At 65.4% G+C, this 18,636-nt stretch carries 15 protein-coding genes; 8 read left to right on the forward strand and 7 right to left on the reverse strand.

Annotation, left to right across the window (positions count from 1 at the left end; all coding sequences use genetic code 11):
* Positions 1-10: 10 nt before the first annotated feature.
* From SH602x_RS13265 to SH602x_RS13295, 7 genes are all read left to right on the forward strand, one after another.
* Positions 11-1,093, forward strand: coding sequence for a galactitol-1-phosphate 5-dehydrogenase (locus SH602x_RS13265; protein WP_479472767.1), 1,083 nt, complete (start codon positions 11-13; stop codon positions 1,091-1,093).
* Positions 1,090-2,193 (forward strand): alcohol dehydrogenase catalytic domain-containing protein, encoded by a 1,104-nt coding sequence (locus tag SH602x_RS13270; protein WP_479472768.1) that lies wholly within the window; start codon positions 1,090-1,092, stop codon positions 2,191-2,193. The genes SH602x_RS13265 and SH602x_RS13270 overlap by 4 nt, the downstream gene beginning before the upstream one ends.
* Before the next feature lie 66 nt (positions 2,194-2,259).
* Positions 2,260-3,627 (forward strand): transposase, encoded by a 1,368-nt coding sequence (locus SH602x_RS13275; RefSeq protein WP_479472661.1) that lies wholly within the window; start codon positions 2,260-2,262, stop codon positions 3,625-3,627.
* A gap of 199 nt (positions 3,628-3,826) precedes the next feature.
* Positions 3,827-4,213, forward strand: a complete 387-nt coding sequence (locus SH602x_RS13280; RefSeq protein WP_479472769.1) for a hypothetical protein — start codon at positions 3,827-3,829, stop codon at positions 4,211-4,213.
* A gap of 174 nt (positions 4,214-4,387) precedes the next feature.
* Positions 4,388-5,575: an ADP-forming succinate--CoA ligase subunit beta gene (gene sucC / locus SH602x_RS13285; protein ID WP_479467987.1), complete on the forward strand. Its 1,188-nt coding sequence runs from the start codon at positions 4,388-4,390 to the stop codon at positions 5,573-5,575.
* A 93-nt stretch (positions 5,576-5,668) separates the two neighbouring features.
* The gene (gene sucD, locus SH602x_RS13290; protein WP_479467986.1) at positions 5,669-6,550 is read left to right on the forward strand and encodes a succinate--CoA ligase subunit alpha; all 882 of its coding nucleotides are present in this window, start codon (positions 5,669-5,671) and stop codon (positions 6,548-6,550) included.
* A 297-nt stretch (positions 6,551-6,847) separates the two neighbouring features.
* Entirely contained in the window at positions 6,848-7,582 is a 735-nt protein-coding gene (locus tag SH602x_RS13295; RefSeq protein ID WP_479472770.1) for an LON peptidase substrate-binding domain-containing protein, read from the forward strand.
* Here the strand turns inward: SH602x_RS13295 and phnX are convergent.
* The 6 genes from phnX to ilvB all read right to left on the reverse strand — a co-directional run bounded on the left by phnX (position 7,569) and on the right by ilvB (position 15,283).
* Positions 7,569-8,390, reverse strand: a complete 822-nt coding sequence (gene phnX, locus SH602x_RS13300) for a phosphonoacetaldehyde hydrolase (protein WP_479472771.1) — start codon at positions 8,388-8,390, stop codon at positions 7,569-7,571. The two genes, SH602x_RS13295 and phnX, sit on opposite strands and share 14 nt — an antisense overlap.
* Entirely contained in the window at positions 8,383-9,555 is a 1,173-nt protein-coding gene (locus tag SH602x_RS13305) for a TIGR03364 family FAD-dependent oxidoreductase (RefSeq protein ID WP_479472772.1), read from the reverse strand. Before SH602x_RS13305 ends, phnX begins: the two co-directional genes overlap by 8 nt.
* A 35-nt stretch (positions 9,556-9,590) precedes the next feature.
* On the reverse strand, positions 9,591-10,751 hold the full coding sequence (locus SH602x_RS13310) for a phosphonoacetaldehyde reductase (protein ID WP_479472773.1): 1,161 nt from the start codon (positions 10,749-10,751) through the stop codon (positions 9,591-9,593).
* A gap of 67 nt (positions 10,752-10,818) precedes the next feature.
* Positions 10,819-12,150 (reverse strand): DUF5690 family protein, encoded by a 1,332-nt coding sequence (locus SH602x_RS13315; protein ID WP_479472774.1) that lies wholly within the window; start codon positions 12,148-12,150, stop codon positions 10,819-10,821.
* Positions 12,151-12,305: 155 nt separating this feature from the next.
* Complete coding sequence (locus tag SH602x_RS13320) at positions 12,306-13,349, reverse strand: SMP-30/gluconolactonase/LRE family protein (protein WP_479472775.1); 1,044 nt, start codon at positions 13,347-13,349, stop codon at positions 12,306-12,308.
* Between the two features lie 194 nt (positions 13,350-13,543).
* Positions 13,544-15,283: a biosynthetic-type acetolactate synthase large subunit gene (ilvB, locus tag SH602x_RS13325; protein ID WP_479472334.1), complete on the reverse strand. Its 1,740-nt coding sequence runs from the start codon at positions 15,281-15,283 to the stop codon at positions 13,544-13,546.
* A gap of 552 nt (positions 15,284-15,835) precedes the next feature.
* Here ilvB and SH602x_RS13330 point away from each other — a divergent pair.
* Positions 15,836-16,558 carry a PilZ domain-containing protein gene (locus SH602x_RS13330; protein WP_479472776.1) on the forward strand — a complete coding sequence of 241 codons (723 nt, stop codon included), beginning with the start codon at positions 15,836-15,838 and terminating at the stop codon, positions 16,556-16,558.
* A gap of 12 nt (positions 16,559-16,570) precedes the next feature.
* Here the strand turns inward: SH602x_RS13330 and nadE are convergent, their stop codons facing one another.
* Positions 16,571-18,622: an NAD(+) synthase gene (nadE, locus tag SH602x_RS13335; protein ID WP_479472777.1), complete on the reverse strand. Its 2,052-nt coding sequence runs from the start codon at positions 18,620-18,622 to the stop codon at positions 16,571-16,573.
* Positions 18,623-18,636: the final 14 nt, after the last annotated feature.

Raw genomic sequence — 18,636 nt, forward strand, 5'->3', positions numbered from 1 at the left:
GCTCTGGACCATGCCTGCTGAAACGATGGAAGCGATCGTCCTCCACGCCGTGGGCGATCTGCGCTACGAACGAATCCCCGCCCCGCCCATCGAAGCGGGCAAGGCCCGCGTCCGGATCGGGTTCTGCGGCGTCTGCGGATCCGACATTCCGCGATGTTTCAGCAAGGGGACGTACAGCTTTCCGACCGTCTGCGGGCATGAGTTCGCCGGAACGATCGAGGCGGTGGGCGAAGGGGTGAGCAAGTTCGCCGTCGGCGATCGAGTCGCCGTTTTCCCGCTCCTGTGGAACGACGATCACCCCGCCTGCGAAGAGGGGAAGTACGCCCAGTCGGAAGGGTACGACTATCTTGGTTCGCGCAGCGACGGCGCCTTCTCGGAGTACGTTCTCGCGCCGGAGCGGAACCTGATCCGCGTACCGGACAACGTCTCGCTGGAAGAGGCGGCGATGACCGAGCCGGCCGCCGTCGCGCTGCATGCAGTGCGCCGCGCGCGTCTGCGGCTGGGCGATACGGTCGCGATCTTCGGCCTCGGCCCCATCGGTCTGATGGTCGCGCAGTGGGCCCGCTCGATGGGCGGGTCGAAGGTCGCCCTCTTCGACGTGCTGCCGGCGAAGCTCGACCTGGCGAGGTCGCTGGGGTTCACCGACGTGTTCGATTCATCGAAGGTCGACCCGGTGCAGGCCACGAACGATCTGACCGGCGGGCGAGGCGTCCATGTCTCGATCGAAGCTGCAGGCGTGCCTCCGACGATGACGGCCGCTCTTCAGGTCGCACGTCGGGCGGGGCGCGTCGTGCTGCTGGGAAACCCGGCGAAGGACGTCACGCTCTCGGCGACGCTCCTCTCGCAGTGCATGCGGCGGGAGATCGACATCCTCGGCACGTGGAATTCGGACTACAGCGTCCACGGCGATGACGACGACTGGCGGACGGTTCTCGCCGCGATGGCGAGCGGCGCGCTCGATCTCAAACCGCTCATCACGCACCGCGTTCCGCTTTCCGAAGGGATCACGGCGCTGGAGATGATGCGCGATCAGTCGGCGTTCTACGAAAAAGTTCTTCTCCACCCTAGCGACGCTCGCCCTTCCGCCTCATGAACAGCGCCGTTTATTACCTCGACAAGCCGGGCGGAACGTTTTCGCCGGTCAACGAATCGATCGGCGCTCCCGGCCCGGGCGAGATCCGCATCAAGACCAGCCGCACGTCGGTCTGCCAGTCGGACGTCGTGATCTACAAGGTCGGTCTGCCGCGGATCAAGCGCTGGCCGGCGATCGTGCTGCACGAGGTCGCCGCCTACGTCGACGCGGTCGGCGACGGCGTGGAGAAGTTTCAGGTCGGCGACCTGGTCGGCATCGGCTGCGACATCCCGTGCGGCGACGAAGCCTGCATTTACTGCGGCGAGCACGGGACCGGCGACTGGACCAGTTGCCCGAAGACGCATGCGACGGGGCATGAGTTTCCCGGCTTCGCGCGGGAGTTCGCCATCCTGCCCGACTGGTTCGTGAAGTACGGACCGATCGTCAAGTTCGCGCCGGGCTTCGATCCGGATCAGGCCTGCCAACTCGAACCGCTGGCGTGTTGCCTGGAAGGCATGACGCGAGTCAACAACTGCATCGAGAACCGCGTCGTCGTGCTGATCGGCGCCGGTTCGCAGAGCACGTACGCATTGCAGTGCGCCCAGGGCATGGGAGCGCGGAAAATCATCGTGGTCAATCGCGGAATGGAGCGACTCGAGCGGGTGCTGCGCGATTTCGGCGACGAACGGACCGTCGGCGTGCGGTGGGACGAGCGCGTCGTCGAGAACGTGCTCGCCCATTGTCGACCGTTCAACGAGCCGCACTTCGTGATGGTCAACGCGCCCGTGCGCGAGGCCTACGAGCTGGCGCCGAAGCTGATGGGCTACGGCACGGTCCTCGACGGGCACGCCGGCGTGAAGGGAGCCGGGGGCAAGCCGCGAATCCCGCTCGAGGTCGACCTCAACAACGACATCCACTACCGGCTGCAGTGCTACCAGGCGACGCACGGTTCGAGCATGCACGGCATCAACCTCGCCCACCGCATGCTTAGCGAGGGCCGCCTTCCCAAGATCGGCCTGATGACCAACGACACCGAACGCTTCCGCCCCGACCGGATGCTCGACGCCATCAGCCGGGCTGGCGATTCGGACAGTCTGAAGGTGATCGTGGATTGGGATTAGCAGCCCGTTGATTTTCGCCCTGCCTGCGCTATCCTCGCGTGATCTCGACGCGGGGGAGGAATCGCGATGGGCTTGGGCAAGCGGAAGCGGGAGACGCAGGGGACGTTCTGGGTTCCGACGGACAAGCTGGGGAGCGGTCCGCGAAACGTCTTCTACGACCGTCTGAACGGGCTGCTGGCCGAGATCGAATTCGACGGACGGCTCGAAGAGGCGGCCGCTCCGTACTACGAAACGACGGGGCGAAAGAGCCTGGCGCCGGGCGTCTACTTCCGGATGCTGTTCATCGGTTACTTCGAGGGGATCGACAGCCAGCGCGGCATCGCCTGGCGCTGCGACGACAGTCGCTCGCTGGCCCGTTTCCTGGGCTTCGGTCCCGGCGAGGAGACGCCGGACCATTCGACGCTCACGCTGACGCGAAACCGGCTGCCGCTGGAGATCCATCAGCTCGCGTTCGACCTGGTTCTCGGCCTCTGCCACGAGAAGGGTCTGCTCAAGGGCAAAACGCTCGGCGTCGACGCCAGCGATCTCGAAGCGAACGCTTCGATGAAGTCGATCGTCCGCCGGGAGAACGGCGACGACTGGCAGGAGTACGTTCGCAAGCTCTACGAAGCCGAAACGGGCGTAAGCGACCCGGACGACGAGGAGCTGCGCCGCTTCGACAGGAAGCGGAAGGACAAGAAGGTCTCCAACGACGAGTGGGTCAATCCGCACGATCCCGACGCTCGGATCGGGAAGATGAAGGACGGTCGCACGCATCTCAAGTACAAGGTCGAACACGCCGTCGATCTGGAGACGGACGTGATCGTCGCGGCGGAAGTCTACGAAGGGACCGCCGGCGACTGCCGGACGATCGAAGATACCGTGAACGCCGCGCGAACGAACCTGCGCGAGGCGGGCACGGGCTGCGACGTGGAAGAGGTCGCGGCGGACAAGGGCTATCACAGCGAAGAGTCGCTCGACCGGCTGCAGCACGAGACGCACGTGCGGACGTATATTCCGCAGCCGAAGCGAGCGAAGTCTCGGAAGCGAAAACGCAAGCCGCCGAGTCGTCAGGCGGCCTATCGTCGCAATCGCCGGAACGCGCGCGGACGTCGCGGTCGCAGGCTGCAGCGTCTACGAAGCGAGAAGGTCGAGCGGACGTTCGCGCACGTGCTCGAAACGGGCGGCGGCAGGAGAACCTGGCTTCGCGGGCTGGCCAAGATCCGCAAGCGCTACCTCGTCGCCGCCGTCGCTTACAACTTGGGACGGATCCTGCGCCAACTCCTCGGCGCCGGTAAGCCGAAACAGTTCGGAGAACTGGGAGCAGCGCTTTCCGCCGCGTTTGGGCTCTCCAGCTTCGCTGATTTCGCCGTCGGATCGCATCGAGCGATCTTAAGCATCTCGGTCGCCGTCCGGCTCCCGCTCCTGATGCCTCGACGCTCAGCGACCTTTTGAACGCTCAGGCTCTCGCGAACAGGGAAATCAACGGACTGTTAGGGTGCGGATCGTCTCGCGTCCCATTCGAAGGACATCAGACGTCGGCATGTCATTGAACCTGAACGAATACGATTGCGAGCTCGTCGCCTACCCTCATTTGAAGTTCGAGTCGGTCTGGCAGACTTTCCGACAGGAGGATCTCGCGACGACATACTTCGTGTTTTCCGATCGCGCGTTCAGAGACAACGGCCTCTGGTTGCAGGAGGTCATCGAGATCCCGCCGAATGCGACGCGATTATCGTTCCGCGAGGACTACGCGAATCACGACTTCGATCATCCGCCCGATCGATTCCAAGGGGAGTCAATCGCGCACCTCGCGACAGGCGATTGCGGGGATGATTTCTTCGTCTTCTTGAACGGCGGTCATCTTATTCAATTGGGAGTCTACGCCTACTTCGGTTGCGCAGACTTCGAGGATCCGCTCGATGGCATGTATTCGGTTACACGATTCATGGACGACGCCGAACGCTGCGACTGGCCGACCGAATTCACACTTGCCGACTTGCAGCCGGCGTTGATTCGGTTCCTGAGCGATTCGGTCTGAAGCGATGCGGAAACTGACGTGGCGGCGAGTTCTTGAAATGGCCACCCCGCCTGTCCCGAAGAATGCGAACTCGCGCCGTGATCGTCCGCTTCGGGCTGATTGCGGGTCTGTCGGGGGGCCGCGTATAATCCGCCCTTCCGCTGACCGCGGAGGGAGCATCCCGCCGGAGCCGCCATGAAGATTCACGAGTACCAGGGGAAGCAACTCTTTCGTCAGGCTGGCGTTAGCGTCCTGGAAGGACATCTCGCCCGCACGCCCGACGAGGCGGCGGAAGCCTACCGCAAGCTCGGCGGCGCCATCGCCGTCGTCAAGGCGCAGATCCACGCCGGCGGACGCGGCAAGGGTACGATCAAGGACCTTCCCGATCAGCGGGGCGTGCAGCTCGTCAAGACTGCCGAGGATGCCAAGACCGTCGCCGGTCGCCTGCTCGGTCACGAGTTGATCACGATCCAGACCGGGCCCGAGGGCCAGCGAATCGGCCAGGTGCTGGTCGAGGCAGGCTGCGACATCGATCGCGAACTCTACGCGGCGATCGTGCTTGACCGGGCGATCGCGAAGCCGGTGATCATGGTGTCGCCCGCGGGCGGCATGGACATCGAAAAGGTCGCCGAAGAGACGCCGGAGAAGCTCTTTCACGAGCCCTTCTCGCCGTCGCTCGGCCTGATGGGTTACCAGGTTCGCAAACTGTGCGACTTCCTCGGTCTGTCGGGGACGTCCGCCAAACAGGCGGACAAGTTCTTCAAGGCGCTCTGCAAGCTCTTCGTCGAGAAGGATTGCAGCATGGTCGAGGTCAACCCGCTGGTAGTGACCAAGTCGGGCGAACTGATCGCGCTCGACGCGAAGCTGACCTTCGACGACAACGCCCTGTTCCGCCATCCCGACGTCAAGGCGATGGAGGATCTGGCCGAAGAAGAACCGCTCGAAGTCCAGGCGACGGCCAAGGGGCTGAATTACGTCAAGCTCGACGGCGAAATCGCCTGCCTGGTGAACGGCGCCGGGCTGGCCATGGCCACCATGGACATCATCAAGCACCACGGCGGATCGCCGGCCAACTTCCTCGACGTCGGCGGCGGCGCCAACGAAGAGCAGGTGACCGAAGCGTTCCGGATCATCTTGTCGGATCCCAACGTCAAGGCCGTGCTGGTCAACATCTTCGGCGGCATCATGCGGTGCACGACGATCGCCGCCGCCCTGATCGCCGCGTACAAGACCGTCGGTTTCAACGTTCCGCTGGTCGTGCGACTGGAAGGGACTGAGGTCGAAGCCGGCAAGAAGATGCTCGCCGAAAGCGGCATCAAGGTCATCGTCGGCGACGATCTGGCCGACGCTGCGAAGAAGGTCGTCGCGTCCCTGAAGAAGTAATCGAAGAAGCGCCTGTCGCGAGCGGGAATCGACTCGCTCGCGGCGTCCGTCTCGCCTGTTCGCCTCCTGACTCGTCCGTTCGGCAGCCCATCGATGAGCATCCTGGTCGACAAGAACACGAAGGTCATCTGCCAGGGAATCACCGGCAAGTCCGGCGCGCTGCATACGAAGGGGTGCCTGGAATACGGCACGAAGATGGTCGGCGGCGTCACGCCCGGGAAGGGCGGCACGACAGCGGAGGGTCTGCCCGTCTTCGATACGGTGCAGCAGGCGGTGCGCGAAACCGGCGCGAACGCGACGATGATCTTCGTCCCCGCGCCCTTCACAGCTGACGCCATCTTCGAGGCGCTCGACGCCGGCATCGAAGTCATCGTCGCCATCACCGAGGGCGTGCCCGTCCTGGACATGGTGCCGGTGTACGAAGCGGTGCGGCGCAGCTCGTCGGTCCTGATCGGCCCCAACTGTCCGGGCATCATCACCGCCGGCGAGTGCAAGATCGGCATCATGCCGGGCTACATTCACCAGCCGGGCAAGGTCGGCATCGTCAGCCGCTCGGGAACGCTCACCTACGAAGCGGTCTGGCAGACCTCGAACGTCAAGCTGGGCCAGACGACCTGCGTCGGCATCGGCGGCGATCCGATCGTGGGCACGAACTTCATCGACGTGCTTCGGCGCTTCCAGGACGACGACCAGACCGAGGCGATCCTGATGATCGGCGAAATCGGCGGATCGGCGGAAGAGGAGGCCGCCGCCTTCGTCAAGGAATACGTGAAGAAGCCGGTCGCCGCGTTCATCGCGGGACGGACCGCCCCTCCCGGCAAGCGCATGGGCCACGCAGGCGCCATCATCTCGGGCGGCAAGGGAACGGCGACGGAGAAGGTCGCGGCGCTGAAGGACGCCGGCATCGTGGTCGCGGACTCTCCCGCCGACATGGGCGACGCCGTCAAGCGAGCCATCGCCGCGTGGAAGGGCTGAGCGGAATTCCGCAGCCGGGATCGCTCGTTCGCCGCGGACTCTGCCGCCGAAGTTTCAGGTCCGCCCCTCGTGCGACCTGATTTTTCGTCAGGATCGGTCGTTTCCCGCAGAAGGCACGCTGCTCGCATCGGCGGCGAGGGCGCCTTTCATCCTTGGTCTTTCGAGACGTGGGGGGAATAATGTAGGGCCGACGCGACCTTCCGGGGTTTCGCCGGCAGCCGACTCCCTCCGACGGGGCTGGCCCCGACTCGCGACTGGCGAAGTCCGGGGCGCCGTTCGTCCGCCCGAGACCGCCGAATGCCCGACTTCGAGGATCTCTTCGCCGTACCGGCGCAGTTCTCCGGCTACGCCCGCCTGTTTCCCGTTCCGAATCTCGTAATGTTCCCCGCGGTACTGCAACCGCTGAACGTTTTCGAGCTCCGTTATCGGGAAATGGTGAAGGAGGCGCTGGAAACGGACATGTTGATCGCGATGGCGAATCTGAAGGACGGGTGGGAGAACGATTACGAGGGACGCCCGCCGGTCCATTCGATCGCCTGCCTGGGCAAGATCGTGATGCATACGCGGTTGCCCGACGGTCGGTACAACCTGCTGCTGCAAGGTCTCCGGCGAATCAAGATCGTGCGGGAGACGCCGCCGATCCGCCCGTTCCGCATCGCGGAAGTCGAAATTCTCGACGACGAATTCGACGCCGCCGCCGACTCCAGCCGAGCGGAGATGCATCGTGAACTGCTCGATCTGTTCGGGATCTGGGCCGGCCGGTCGGATTTCTCGCCCGAGCAGTTCCGGCAGATCTTCTCGATGAGCATGCCGCTCGGCGCGCTGGCAGACATCGTGGGCTACACGATTCCGTTCAGCGACGCGACGCGGCGAAAACTGCTGGCCGAAACGTGCGTCGACCGCCGCGCCGCGATGCTGCTCAAGCGACTCCGCAAGCGACTGGAGTCGAGCGAGTCGCTCGAAGAAGAGGAAGGGACGCTCGAGCCGGCGATCGCTTCCGTGCTGTTCCCGCCGCCGTTCAGCGTGAACTGAGACGCTCCTGAATCAGCCGTTCGATCTGCGGAAAGATCGACGGCAGATCCGCGACCGAATCGATGAGGAAGTCGGGCCGCGACTTCTGCAGCGTCGCGTGAGCCGCGTCGCGACGCGTCGCGAGTTCCGTCGGCGAGAGCGCCTGATATTCCTCGAGTCCCAGGCCCAGCGCGTTGCCGGAGAGAGCGACCCCGACGGCGACGGCGCCCGCGTGCTTCGCCGCTTCGATGCCGACGCATGTGTCGTCCACCGCCACGACGCCGGCGATCGGAAAGGCGTTCAGCCGTTCCGCGCTTCGCAGCAGCATCCACGGCGCAGGGCGCCCCTCCGGGACGTCGTCGATGCAAATGACGTGATCGACTTCCAGGCCGTTCTCCCGCGCTGACGGGATGAGTACGTCCATGAGCGCCCGCGTGTACCCGGTCGTCGAACCGATCGCGATTCCGCGGCCCTTCAGAAACTCGATCGTTTCCAGAACGCCGGGCACCAGGTCGGCGTGCCGCGCGAGAACCGCCATCTGAATCGGCAGGAAGGCGTCGTACATCGTCTGCACGTCGACGTCGTTCGGCGCGGTTCCGTGTCGCTGCATCCAGGCTGCGGCGACGCGCGGCATACGCGTGATCGTCGCGATGTGATCGAACTTGCCGCGACCCATCGGCTCGCGGGCTTCGGCCTCGGTGATCTCGACCCCAGAGCCGCGAAAGATCTCCAGAAAGGCGGTGACCGGACCCCGGCTGCCGAAATCGACCATCGTTCCGGCCCAGTCGAACGCCACCGCGCGAACGGCGTTCGAATCTACTTCACGCATGCGCCAATCCTTCATTCAGTCGGTCAGTCCAGAAACGCTCGGCGAGCCCGAGCGATAACGTCATGCCGGCGCCGCCCAGTCCGGTCAGAATGTCCACGCCCGGCGCCGGCTGCGCATGGAAGTACGCGTCGGTCGAAGGCTTGACGTAGATGCCGTCCCAACGCTCCGCGACGGTCCAGTCAGGAAGCGTCGCGATCTTCCGCAGCTCCCGCAGGATCAGGTCGTCGATCTCCGCCTTGCCGAACGGATCGATCTCGTCGCCGTATTCATGCGAGTCGCCGAGGATCGCCTCGCCCGTCTGATTCTGGGAGATCATGACGTGGATGCCGAAGCGATCGAGTTCGGGCGTCTCTTCCGCGACCCGTCGTTTCAGCGCCTCGATCCCGGGACAGTCTGCGAAGCTGCGATAGTGTCGCAGCGTCAGCCCGCTCGCCAGGTGCGGGCCCAGTCTCCATCCGCCGGGCTGCGGGACGGTTTTCAGCATCTGCAGCTTGCAGCGTCGTAATCCGGAGGCGGCGAGCGTCTCGGGAAAGAGCGCCGCGACCTCCGCGCCGCTCGCGACGACGATGCGATCGAAGCGCGAGCGCTCGCCGGTCGCGGTCTGGACCGTCTGATCTTCGAGCGCGACGACCGGCGCGTTCCAGCGAAACTGCACCTGGAAACGCTCGGCAAGATACGCGGCGACGCGGGCCGGAACCTTCCGCGGATCGACGGCCAGTTCGGTCGGGCTCCAGAGTCCGCCGCGCAGTCCCGTCGGATTCGCCGCAGGCATCTTCGCGAGCGTTTCGTCAGCGGAAAGCAGGTCGCAGTCGACGCCGCTACGCACGGCCAGATCGCGGAACTCGTGCAGGACTTGCCATTCATCGTCGCGATGCGCGAGATGGACGGAGCCGCACTCGGCGAGCCAGAACTTCGCTTCGCGGGCCAGTTCGACCCACAGATCGCGGCTGCGTCGCGCGAGATCGTACGGCGGTCCGAACGGCTGACCGATCGGCCAGATCATGCCGAAGTTGCGGACGGTCGCTTCCTCGGTCCGCGATCGGCGCTCGAAGACCGTCACGCGGCGCCCCGATCGGACGGCCATCCACGCCACCGCCAGGCCGACGATGCCCGCGCCGACGACGGCTACCGACTCCGCGGATCCCGGCTGATCTTCGCTGTTCAAGAATCCTGACCTCTACGGCAGTAGACCCGAAACGTTCAGTAGACCGACCGCAGAAGCTCGACCAGCTCTTCCTGGTCGATCCGCCGCGGGTTGTTCGCCAGTCGTTCGACGTTGACGTCGTCCGCCAGCGACGAAAGATCGTCGGGCGTGACGCCGATCTCGCGCAGTCGCGTCGGCGCTCCGAGTCGTCGCAGGAACTCCTCCCACAACCGGCAGGCCTCGTCGATCGAATCGGCGCCCAGATGCGACTTGATCGACGCGATGCGCTGCCGGACATTCTCGGCGCCGCGCGGGTCGGTGCAATCGCTTTCGCTCGTCGCGCCGTTCCACTTCAGGAAGGGACCCAGCGTCAGCGCCACGGCCAGCCCGTGAGGCGTTCCGTACCGGCTCGTCAGCGAGTAACTGCACGCATGCGGCGCGGTCGTTTTCGTCACGTCGATCGCGCGACCCGACAGATGGGCGGCGCGAAGCATCGCGCTGCGGCTGATTGGATCGGGATCGCTCGCCGCGGCGGGCAGATGACGAAGCGCCAGTTCAAGGGCGACGTACGCGTGCTCCAGCGATCGCTCGGTCGCGCCGACCGACCAGATCGATTCGATCGCCTGGCACGCGGCGTCCAGACCCGACGCGACGGTCGCCCCTCTCGGCAGGCTATACGTCAACGTCGGATCGAGCACGGCATAAGCCGGTCGCATCAGCGGATGCGCAAGCGAATGTTTCTTGCCGTCGACGTAGACGACCGCGAAGTGCGTCGCCTCGCTGCCCGTCCCGGCAGTGGTCGGAATGGCGATCGTCAGGGGAGGAGCGTTCGCGATCGGCGCGATTCCCAAGGCGACGTCGAGCGGTGAAGCGTCCTGAACCCCGCAGGCGCCGATCAGCTTCGCCATGTCGATCGCCGAGCCCCCGCCGACGGCCACGATCGCGTCCGGACGGCGTTCCTGGAACGTTACGACCCCGCGCTCGACGTCTTCCAGCTTCGGATTGAGCTCGAATTCGTCGAAGGTCGTCGCCTCGAACTGACGCCGAACGTCGCTAAACGCCGCTTCGGCGCCCGACGCTCGGTAGGCTCCCCGGTCCGTGACGAACAGGATCTTTCGGCTGCCCAGGTCCGACAGAATCTTTGCGACGATGCCCGCCGCATCGGCGTCTTCGCAGATGACCTGCTTCGGCGGGGACTGATTCTCGGGGGAGGACATCGCAGCGCACATGGGAACGGTCGGACGAACTGACTTGGACCGGCGATTCAGGACGGCAGGCGCGTCGCTACGGTGCCGAACTCGGAAGGGGCTCCGCGCGGGTGACGCCTTCGTTGCGAAAGTACCAGGCGCAGCAGAGCAGCCCGACGAGAGAGATCGTCGAAACGGCGATGCAGAGCCCGGCGAACGCGCTGAGCAGGTTTCCCTTCACGATCGGCAGACCTTCGACGAGCATCGCCAGAACGAACGCCGCGTATCCGCAGGCGTCGGCGACGTACATCAGAAAGCCGACGTTCCCGCGCTGGCGGGTCATCGCGATCAGACGCTCGAAGACGGTCGTGTGCACCGCCACATACGGAAGGTACAGACCGAGTCCGATCGACACCATCAGGGGGAAGGCGCCGATCGAACCGCGCGCGAACAGGGCCCAGGCGATCAGGACGAGCGCGAACCCGGTGCCGCAGATCGCCAGCGAGGCGAAGAACGCCTTGCGATTGTCCCGGATCAGGAACGCAGCCCCATTCACCGCCACCACGCCGGCGGCGACCCAGAGTTCGGACGTGGTGAAGATGCTCGGCGTCGCGGCGAAGCTCAGGCTCTTCCAGATCTCCGGCGCCAGGTCCGCGCGAATGCCGCGAAGCACCGTGAGCAGGACGTAGACGAACACGATCGCGGAGAGTCCGAACGCGAATCGCGAGAGGAACGCCCGGCGTTCGGCAGCCGTCATCGCGGGGCGTTCGCTGCGCAGTTTCTCGTCCAGTTCGCTGGGAGGGGCGATGCGGCTCAGCATCCAGGCGAACGCGAGCGTCGGCGGAAGGAACGCCGCTCCCGCGACGGCGGGCATCCACGTCGCCGAAATGCCGGAGTCGAGCAACGCCGTGCCGAGGGACTTCATCGCGCCGTCCGCGACGATGAAGCTGGCGCAGAGCCCGGCGATTAACGCTTCGCTGACGCGGCGACCTTCCAGAAATCCCAGCACCAGGCCGAACACCATCCCCAACGACAGGCCGTTGAGAAACATCAACGGAAAATTCCAGGGCGCCGGGGTGAGCGCGAGCAGAACGAGCGTCGACTCCGCGGCGAGGATCAGCGTCACGACGCCGATCGCGCGTCGCGACCTGGGCAACTCGGAGACGACCTTGATGCCGATGAACTTCGACGTCAGGTATCCCAGCGTCTGGGCGACGATCAGCAGGTTCTTGTAGTCGATGCCGCCGAGCGACAGTTCGCCGAAGTCGAGAGCCGTCGCCGCCGTGTACGGCTTGCGAAAGGCGTACATGCAGAAGTACGCACCGAACGCGGCAGCGACAGCCCAGAAGGCAGTCGCCCACAGCCGCGCGTTGCCGTCGCCGTGGCCTCCTATGCCGCCGTCGACGCGTTTAGTAGCGGCGCTCTCCATCGATCGGCGTCATCGCTCGCCAGGGTTCGGATTCGCCTGGACGAGCGCTTGCAGGAAGCGACGATTCGGCACGAAGCCCGAGTCTAACGGGGCCTTCGCGCTCGTCGATTCGACTTCCCGAAATCTTCACGGTCGAAGCGGAAGTTCGGCATCGGTCAACGCTCGAAACCCTTCGTCGACGTCTCGATCCGGCAGAGGTAGTCGTCGACCGTCATGTAGAGGGTCGTGCCGTTCGGGCCGCCGAAGGTGCAGTTGCTCGTCCGTTCGCCGGTGAAGATGCGACCGAGCGGCTTGCCCGCGGGATCGAAGATCCACACGCCGCCCGGGCCCGTGGCCCAGACGTTCCCCTTGGCGTCGACCGCCATACCGTCGGGCAGGCCCGGGTTCTCCGCGTTGACCTTATCGGTGGAGTCGAACATCAGTTCGCCTTCGCCGAGCGTGCCGTCGTCTTTCACGGGAAAGCGCTTCCAGATGGCCGCCGCGGGGTCGGACTGTGCGACGTAGAGCGTCTTGAAATCGGGCGAGAAGGCGATGCCGTTGGGCCGCGTCATCTCCTTCGTGAGGAGGGTCAGCTTGCCGTCGGCGCCGAGGCGATAGACGCCGCAGAAGTCGAGCTCACGGCCCGGATCTTCCCAGCCCTTGGGCATGCCGTAGGGCGGATCGGTGAAGTAAAGTTCGCCCGCCTGATTGAAGTCGAGATCGTTCGGGCTGTTGAGACGCTTTCCTTCATACTCGCTGACCAGCGTCTCAAGCGAGCCGTCGGCGTTCAGCCGCTTCACGCACCGGTCGCCGTGGCAGCACATCGTCAGGCGACCCTGCGGATCGAGCATCAGGCCGTTCGTGCCCGGTTCCTCGCCCAGGAACGGTTCCTTGCCGGTGTAGCCGGCCTCCTTCTTGAAGACGCTGACCGGCTGACCCTCCTGCCACTTGAAGATCACGTTCCGCGGAATGTCGGAGAAGATCAGCGCCTTCTCCTGGGGCAGCCATTCGGGACCCTCAGTCCAGACGAAACCGCCCGCCAAAACCTCCGTCTTGGCGTCCGCGGGAAGCAGGGCGTCCAGCGCCGGATCGAGCCGCTCGATCTTGCCGAGCGTCGCGGGCAGACCGTCCGCGGTCGGATCGGCATCCTGGGCGAAGACGGTCGTCGCGGAGACACCGAAAACCGTCGCGGTCAGCACGAAGGAGAAAAGCGCTTTCATCGATTAGTCTCGTGGGGAGGGAAGCGGAGGAGCCGGTGTCGCCGAAGCGAGCCGAACCTATCGTAAGTCCGCGTGTGGGCGGTCTCAACGCGGCGGGACGCTCTCGCGAGGGAAAAGCCGGCGCACGAAAAAAGCCGGCGTCGGGGGACGTCGGCTTTCGCGTTCGAATCGCAGAACCTTCCGCAGAAGGTCGCTTACTCCAGGATCATGTCGTCCGCGGTCTGGCCCGACGGGATCATCGGGAGGACGTGTTCGACGTAAGGGACCTGCACGTCGAGGACGTAGGGCCCCTTGTACGAGAGCATTTCCTTCATCGCGGGAAGCAGATCGGCCTTCTTGACGATCGTCGCGGCGCCGCAGCCGTAGCCCTTGGCGATCTGGACGAAGTCAGGGTAGCGATCGCCGACGAAGGCGTGCTTCTCCACCGAGCCCTTGCCGCGAGCTTCTTCGTGATGGACCGGGCCGAGGTAAGTATGGGCCCGGTTGCTCTGCATGAAGCGGTCTTCCCACTGCACGACCATGCCGAGGTGCTGGTTATTGAGCAGCAGCACCTTCACCGGCAGATCTTCGCAGTAGCAGGTGGCGAGTTCCTGGATGTTCATCTGGAAACTGCCGTCGCCGTCGATGTCGATGACCAGAGCGTCCGGATGAGCCGCCTGGACTCCCATGGCCGACGGCAGACCGAAGCCCATCGTCCCCAGGCCCGAGCTGGAGAGCCACGTGCGGGGACGCTTGAACTGGACGAACTGGGCCGCCCACATCTGGTGCTGACCGACGCCGACGGTGACGTAGGCGTCGCGCTCCTGAATCAGCTCCGACAGGGTGCGGATCGCGTGCTGCTGCAGGATGCCGTCGTACTTGTCGTCGTAGCGGAACGGATACTTCTTCTTCAGGTCGGCGCAGTTCTTGACCCACTCGCTGATGTCGGTCGGCTTCTCGACGATCTTGTTCAGTTCCTGCAGGGCGAACTTGACGTCGGAGACGACGGGGAAGTGGGCTTCCTTGTTCTTGTTGATCTCCGACGGATCGACGTCGATGTGGACGATCTTGGCGTGCTTGGCGAACTCGGCGAGCTTGCCCGTCACGCGGTCGTCGAATCGCACGCCGAGCGCGATCAACAGGTCGCAGTCGCGCACGGCATAGTTCGCGTACGCGCTGCCGTGCATGCCGAGCATGTCCAGGCTGAGCGGTTCGGCGTTCGGATAAGCGCCGAGGCCCATGACGGTCATCGTCGTCGGGATGCCCGTCTTCTTGATCAGCTCGCGCAGCTCTTCGGAAGCGCCTGCGGCGATGATGCCGCCGCCGACGTAGAGAATCGGACGCTTGGCGAGCTTGATCGCAGCCGCGATCTGGCGGATCTGCTCGGGGCGGGCCCGACGATGATCGACGCGATACCCGGGCAGGTTCATCGCCGGGTCCGGATCGTACGCGCAGGTATCTTCCTGGATGTCCTTCGGAAGGTCGACCAGCACCGGGCCAGGGCGTCCGGTCGTGGCGATGTGGAAGGCCTCCTTCATCACCCGCGCGACGTCGCGGACGTCGGTCACCAGGTAGTGATGCTTGGTGATGCCGCGACAGACCTCGACGATCGGCGTCTCCTGGAAGGCGTCGCTGCCGATGACGGGGGTCTTCACCTGGCCGGTGAGGACGATCAGCGGAATGCTGTCGAGCTTGGCGTCGGCGATCGCGGTGACGAGATTCGTCGCCCCCGGACCGCTGGTCGCCATCACGACGCCCGGTCGGCCCGTGCTGCGGGCGTAGCCCTGGGCGGCGAACGCGCCCCCCTGCTCATGGCGGGGAAGGATCGTGCGAAGTTGGTCCTCGAACCGCGTGAGCGACTGGTGCAGGGGCATGCTCGCCCCGCCCGGGTAGGCGAAGATTACCTCGACCCCGTGATCCACCAGCGATTTGACGACGATGTCGGATCCGGTCATCACCTGCGTGGATGGGGTCGTAGCCGTAGACACTAGGGAACCTCCGCGAGCGCTGAGATAGCGGCGAGCGAGAAAACGAACAACGTTAACCGCCGTCAGCCTCAAGGCTTAACTGCGGCATCGACGTTGTGGGAACCATGCGTTTTCGGAATCGGCCCCGAAAGGACCGGCACCCCGAAAACGCCGTCGAAACCGACGCTCCGGCGTCGTTCGAAGACCGTTCATCCTACGCGTGCAGGCCCGAAAACGCAAAGGGTTCGCTCCCTTGCGGAGAGCCTGGGAAGGCGTCGCACGACGGTCCGGACGTCTGGACCGACCGGGGCAGGGCGGCGTTCGCGCGATTCGCCCGATCTTGCCTCAGAACCGGTCCGCTGCCGGCGAAATCGGTCGAAACGGTCGTGCGGGACCGGGACTTTTTAGAAGCGGGGAAAGCTGTGCCGCCCGACGCGGGAATGCGAGCTACGTTTCCCCTAACGGCTCGCTCCCGCCCTTGTTCGGCCAGCCGCGCTTTCCCCATCGGCGCAGGTTGCGCTTTCGGAAACGGACAGTCTCATGACCGGACTCCTGCGACTGCTCCCGCCACGACTCCTCGGTCAGCGATCGGAGCCGACCGGCTCCCTGGTCGTCCGCTGGTTGGGCGGGGAATCGGACCATGAAGGCCTGCCTGCCCGGACGTTGGCCCTCGGCGAAACGAACGCCACGATCGAGGTCGCCTCCGACGAGGAATTGCCGGAAGCGGGCGCTTTGGAACTCGCCTGCGGCTCGCCGTCGATGCTCGTTCGCATTCCCGCTCGCGTGCGGCATCAGCACGTCAGCTCCGAGCCGGGACGTCGTGAGGCGACGATCGAGTTCGTCCGGCGGGTCGGTCCCGATCTGCTGCAAAAGCTGGCCGTCGCGGGTCTGATCGACCGGCGGTCGTATCCGCGGTCGCCGATCTCGATTGCCTGCGAGGCGCGACCGGCGGAAGGGCCCGAGCGTCCGGTCAGCGTGCGGATACTCGACTATTCGGCCAGCGGCGTTCGCGCGATGAGCCCCCTGCCGCTGGAGATCGGAACGCAGCTCTTCGTCTGCCCGGGCGGAGCCTGTCCGCTGGGGGTCGGCGCGATCACGCTCCGCGTCGTGCGTCGCCAGTCGCAGAACGAGGAGCATCTCCTCGGGTGCGTCTTCGAGAATCGGACCGGCTTCTTCCGGTTCAAGAATCTCGTCGACGAGGAGAACTCTCCGCCGACCGTCGACCGCGGTCGCGACTGGTCCCGCTTCATGGGCCGCGGCTGACCGATTGTGCGATCAGCGACCCGACGGAACGTTCGCCCGCTTCCACTCGCGAAGCTCGCGCAGCTCCCGCTCGTAGCCGCCCGATAGGATCGGGAAGCGGCACCACGTCTTGGGATCGAGATTCTCGTCGTCGAGATGAAACGACGGGGCGTACCGCTCCCGCTTCCACTGGTTCTGGCACCACTTGCGGAAGAACCGCTCGATCCAGAGGAGCAGGTCGTCCGCCGTGTACTGCGGATACTCTTCCAGCAGGCGCTCGTACGCCTCGACCGGGATCAGCTTGTCCCGAATCGCCAGGCGCTCGATGCGGTCGAGGAGGTCGTAGGGCATCAGATCGCCCTCGTCGGTCTGATGCCGATCGAGAGGTCGCAGCTCCGCGGTCGGCTGCTGCACGTTGATCAGCCGCAGCGCCGTCATCGGGGCGTAACCCGGCGGGCCGTTCGCCTCCAGCCAGCGCAGCCAGCGACGTAGGAATGCCTTGTCGATGCCGGCGATCGGGGAGAGCCCGCCCGCGCAGTCGCCGTCCATGGTGGTGTAGCCGACGGCGGCCTCGCTGCGGTTGCTCGTAGCGAGGAGCAGCGCGCTGCGCAGGTTCGCCAGCATCCAGAGACCGGGCACGCGAACGCGGGCCTGGATGTTCTGCAGCGCGACGTCGTCCCGTTCCCAGGTCAGTTCGCGATCGATCGCCTGCTCGACGACCGCACGATAGTTCTCGACCGCCGCGTCGACGTCGAAAACCAGATGGTCGGCGCCGATCGCCTCCGCTGTCGCCTCTGCCGCGTTTCGCGTGACGTCAGAACTGTTCCGCGTCGCCTGATAGACCGTCTGCAGAATGACCGGCCCCCACGCGCCCAGACGCGCGGCGATCTCCGTTTCCGAATTCTCGCCCGCTCGTTCGCCCGGCTTCGCGCCTTGCAATTCCTTCCAATAGGCCAGCTTCCGAAGCGTCTCCTTCGTTCCTAACTCATCGAGCGCGTAGGCGACGGAGAGCGACGAGAGCGTCGCGCAGGCTGCCGAGTCGGCGCCGCCCGAGAGCGAGACGACGAAGCCCTTCGAGCGGCTCTTTCTCGCATAGTCGAACAGGGCGAGCGAGACGGCCCGCGTGAACTCGACCTCCTTGCGACCGTCGGACGCTTCCCACGGCGCCGCTTCCTGATCCCGGGTCGGTTCGGGCCTCCCGGGGAATTCGAAGGGGCCGCGAACGACAGCGCCGGTTTCGGATCCCAGCGCGGGACGGAAGCTGCTCGATCGCGAGCGACCCAGGCGGTTCTCGTCGATGTCGACGATCGCGTCGAGCACGCTGACGTCGCGATAGGAAAACCGTTTGCCGTTGGCGAGCAGCCGTCCGCCCGAGGCGATCATGGCGTCGCCGTCGAAGATCGCGCGACCCGACTCGTTGCCGACGAGGTTGGCGTAAACGTACGCGGCCTGAAACGCCCGGGAACCCTCCAGCACGAACCGACGACGGATGTCGTACTTATCGAACGCGAAGTGACTGGCGCTGGGGTTCAGGATCACGTCGACGCCGCGGGTGGCGAGCTTCGCGCCGGGACGCTGTCCGACCCAGGCGTCCTCGCAGACTTCGAAGCCGATTCGGATGCCGCCGACGTCGAAGATCAGATCGCCGACCGGCACGTCAGCGCCCTGAAACGGCAGCGTCGTCGCGACCCCTTCGGGCCACGGTTTGAACCACCGCGGCTCGTAGTGAATGCCGTCGCCGGCGAGATTCTGCTTGCCGGCCATCCCCAGCAGGACGCCGTCGGCAGCCAGGCAGGCGAAGTTGAAGATGCCGCCCGAGCGATAGGCCGGCACGCCGAGCGAGACGACGATCCCCTTCGTATGCGGCAGGATCTCGCCGAGCGATTCGAGCGCCGTTTCCACGACGCCCGGCGAGTGAAACATGTCCTCGCAGCCGTAACCGGTGACGCAGAGTTCCGGCAGGCAAAGGATCGAGGCGCCCCGCTCGCGGGCCAGACCGATCGCCTCCACGATGCGGTCGCGGTTGCCGTCCCAGTCGAGCGGCGTCTGATTCAGCACGCCGGCGGCGACCTTGATCCGCTTCATAGAACGACTGGATC

It is taken from the genome of Lignipirellula cremea (assembly GCF_056501455.1).

Bases quoted from the DNA above. Each gene is read 5' to 3' on its own strand.
- SH602x_RS13265 (WP_479472767.1), top strand. From the start codon at position 11: ATGCCTGCTGAAACGATGGAAGCGATCGTCCTCCACGCCGTGGGCGAT.
- SH602x_RS13270 (WP_479472768.1), top strand. From the start codon at position 1,090: ATGAACAGCGCCGTTTATTACCTCGACAAGCCGGGCGGAACGTTTTCG.
- SH602x_RS13275 (WP_479472661.1), top strand. From the start codon at position 2,260: ATGGGCTTGGGCAAGCGGAAGCGGGAGACGCAGGGGACGTTCTGGGTT.
- sucC (WP_479467987.1), top strand. From the start codon at position 4,388: ATGAAGATTCACGAGTACCAGGGGAAGCAACTCTTTCGTCAGGCTGGC.
- sucD (WP_479467986.1), top strand. From the start codon at position 5,669: ATGAGCATCCTGGTCGACAAGAACACGAAGGTCATCTGCCAGGGAATC.
- SH602x_RS13295 (WP_479472770.1), top strand. From the start codon at position 6,848: ATGCCCGACTTCGAGGATCTCTTCGCCGTACCGGCGCAGTTCTCCGGC.
- phnX (WP_479472771.1), bottom strand. From the start codon at position 8,390: ATGCGTGAAGTAGATTCGAACGCCGTTCGCGCGGTGGCGTTCGACTGG.
- SH602x_RS13310 (WP_479472773.1), bottom strand. From the start codon at position 10,751: ATGTCCTCCCCCGAGAATCAGTCCCCGCCGAAGCAGGTCATCTGCGAA.
- SH602x_RS13315 (WP_479472774.1), bottom strand. From the start codon at position 12,150: ATGGAGAGCGCCGCTACTAAACGCGTCGACGGCGGCATAGGAGGCCAC.
- SH602x_RS13320 (WP_479472775.1), bottom strand. From the start codon at position 13,349: ATGAAAGCGCTTTTCTCCTTCGTGCTGACCGCGACGGTTTTCGGTGTC.
- ilvB (WP_479472334.1), bottom strand. From the start codon at position 15,283: ATGACCGGATCCGACATCGTCGTCAAATCGCTGGTGGATCACGGGGTC.
- SH602x_RS13330 (WP_479472776.1), top strand. From the start codon at position 15,836: ATGACCGGACTCCTGCGACTGCTCCCGCCACGACTCCTCGGTCAGCGA.
- nadE (WP_479472777.1), bottom strand. From the start codon at position 18,622: ATGAAGCGGATCAAGGTCGCCGCCGGCGTGCTGAATCAGACGCCGCTC.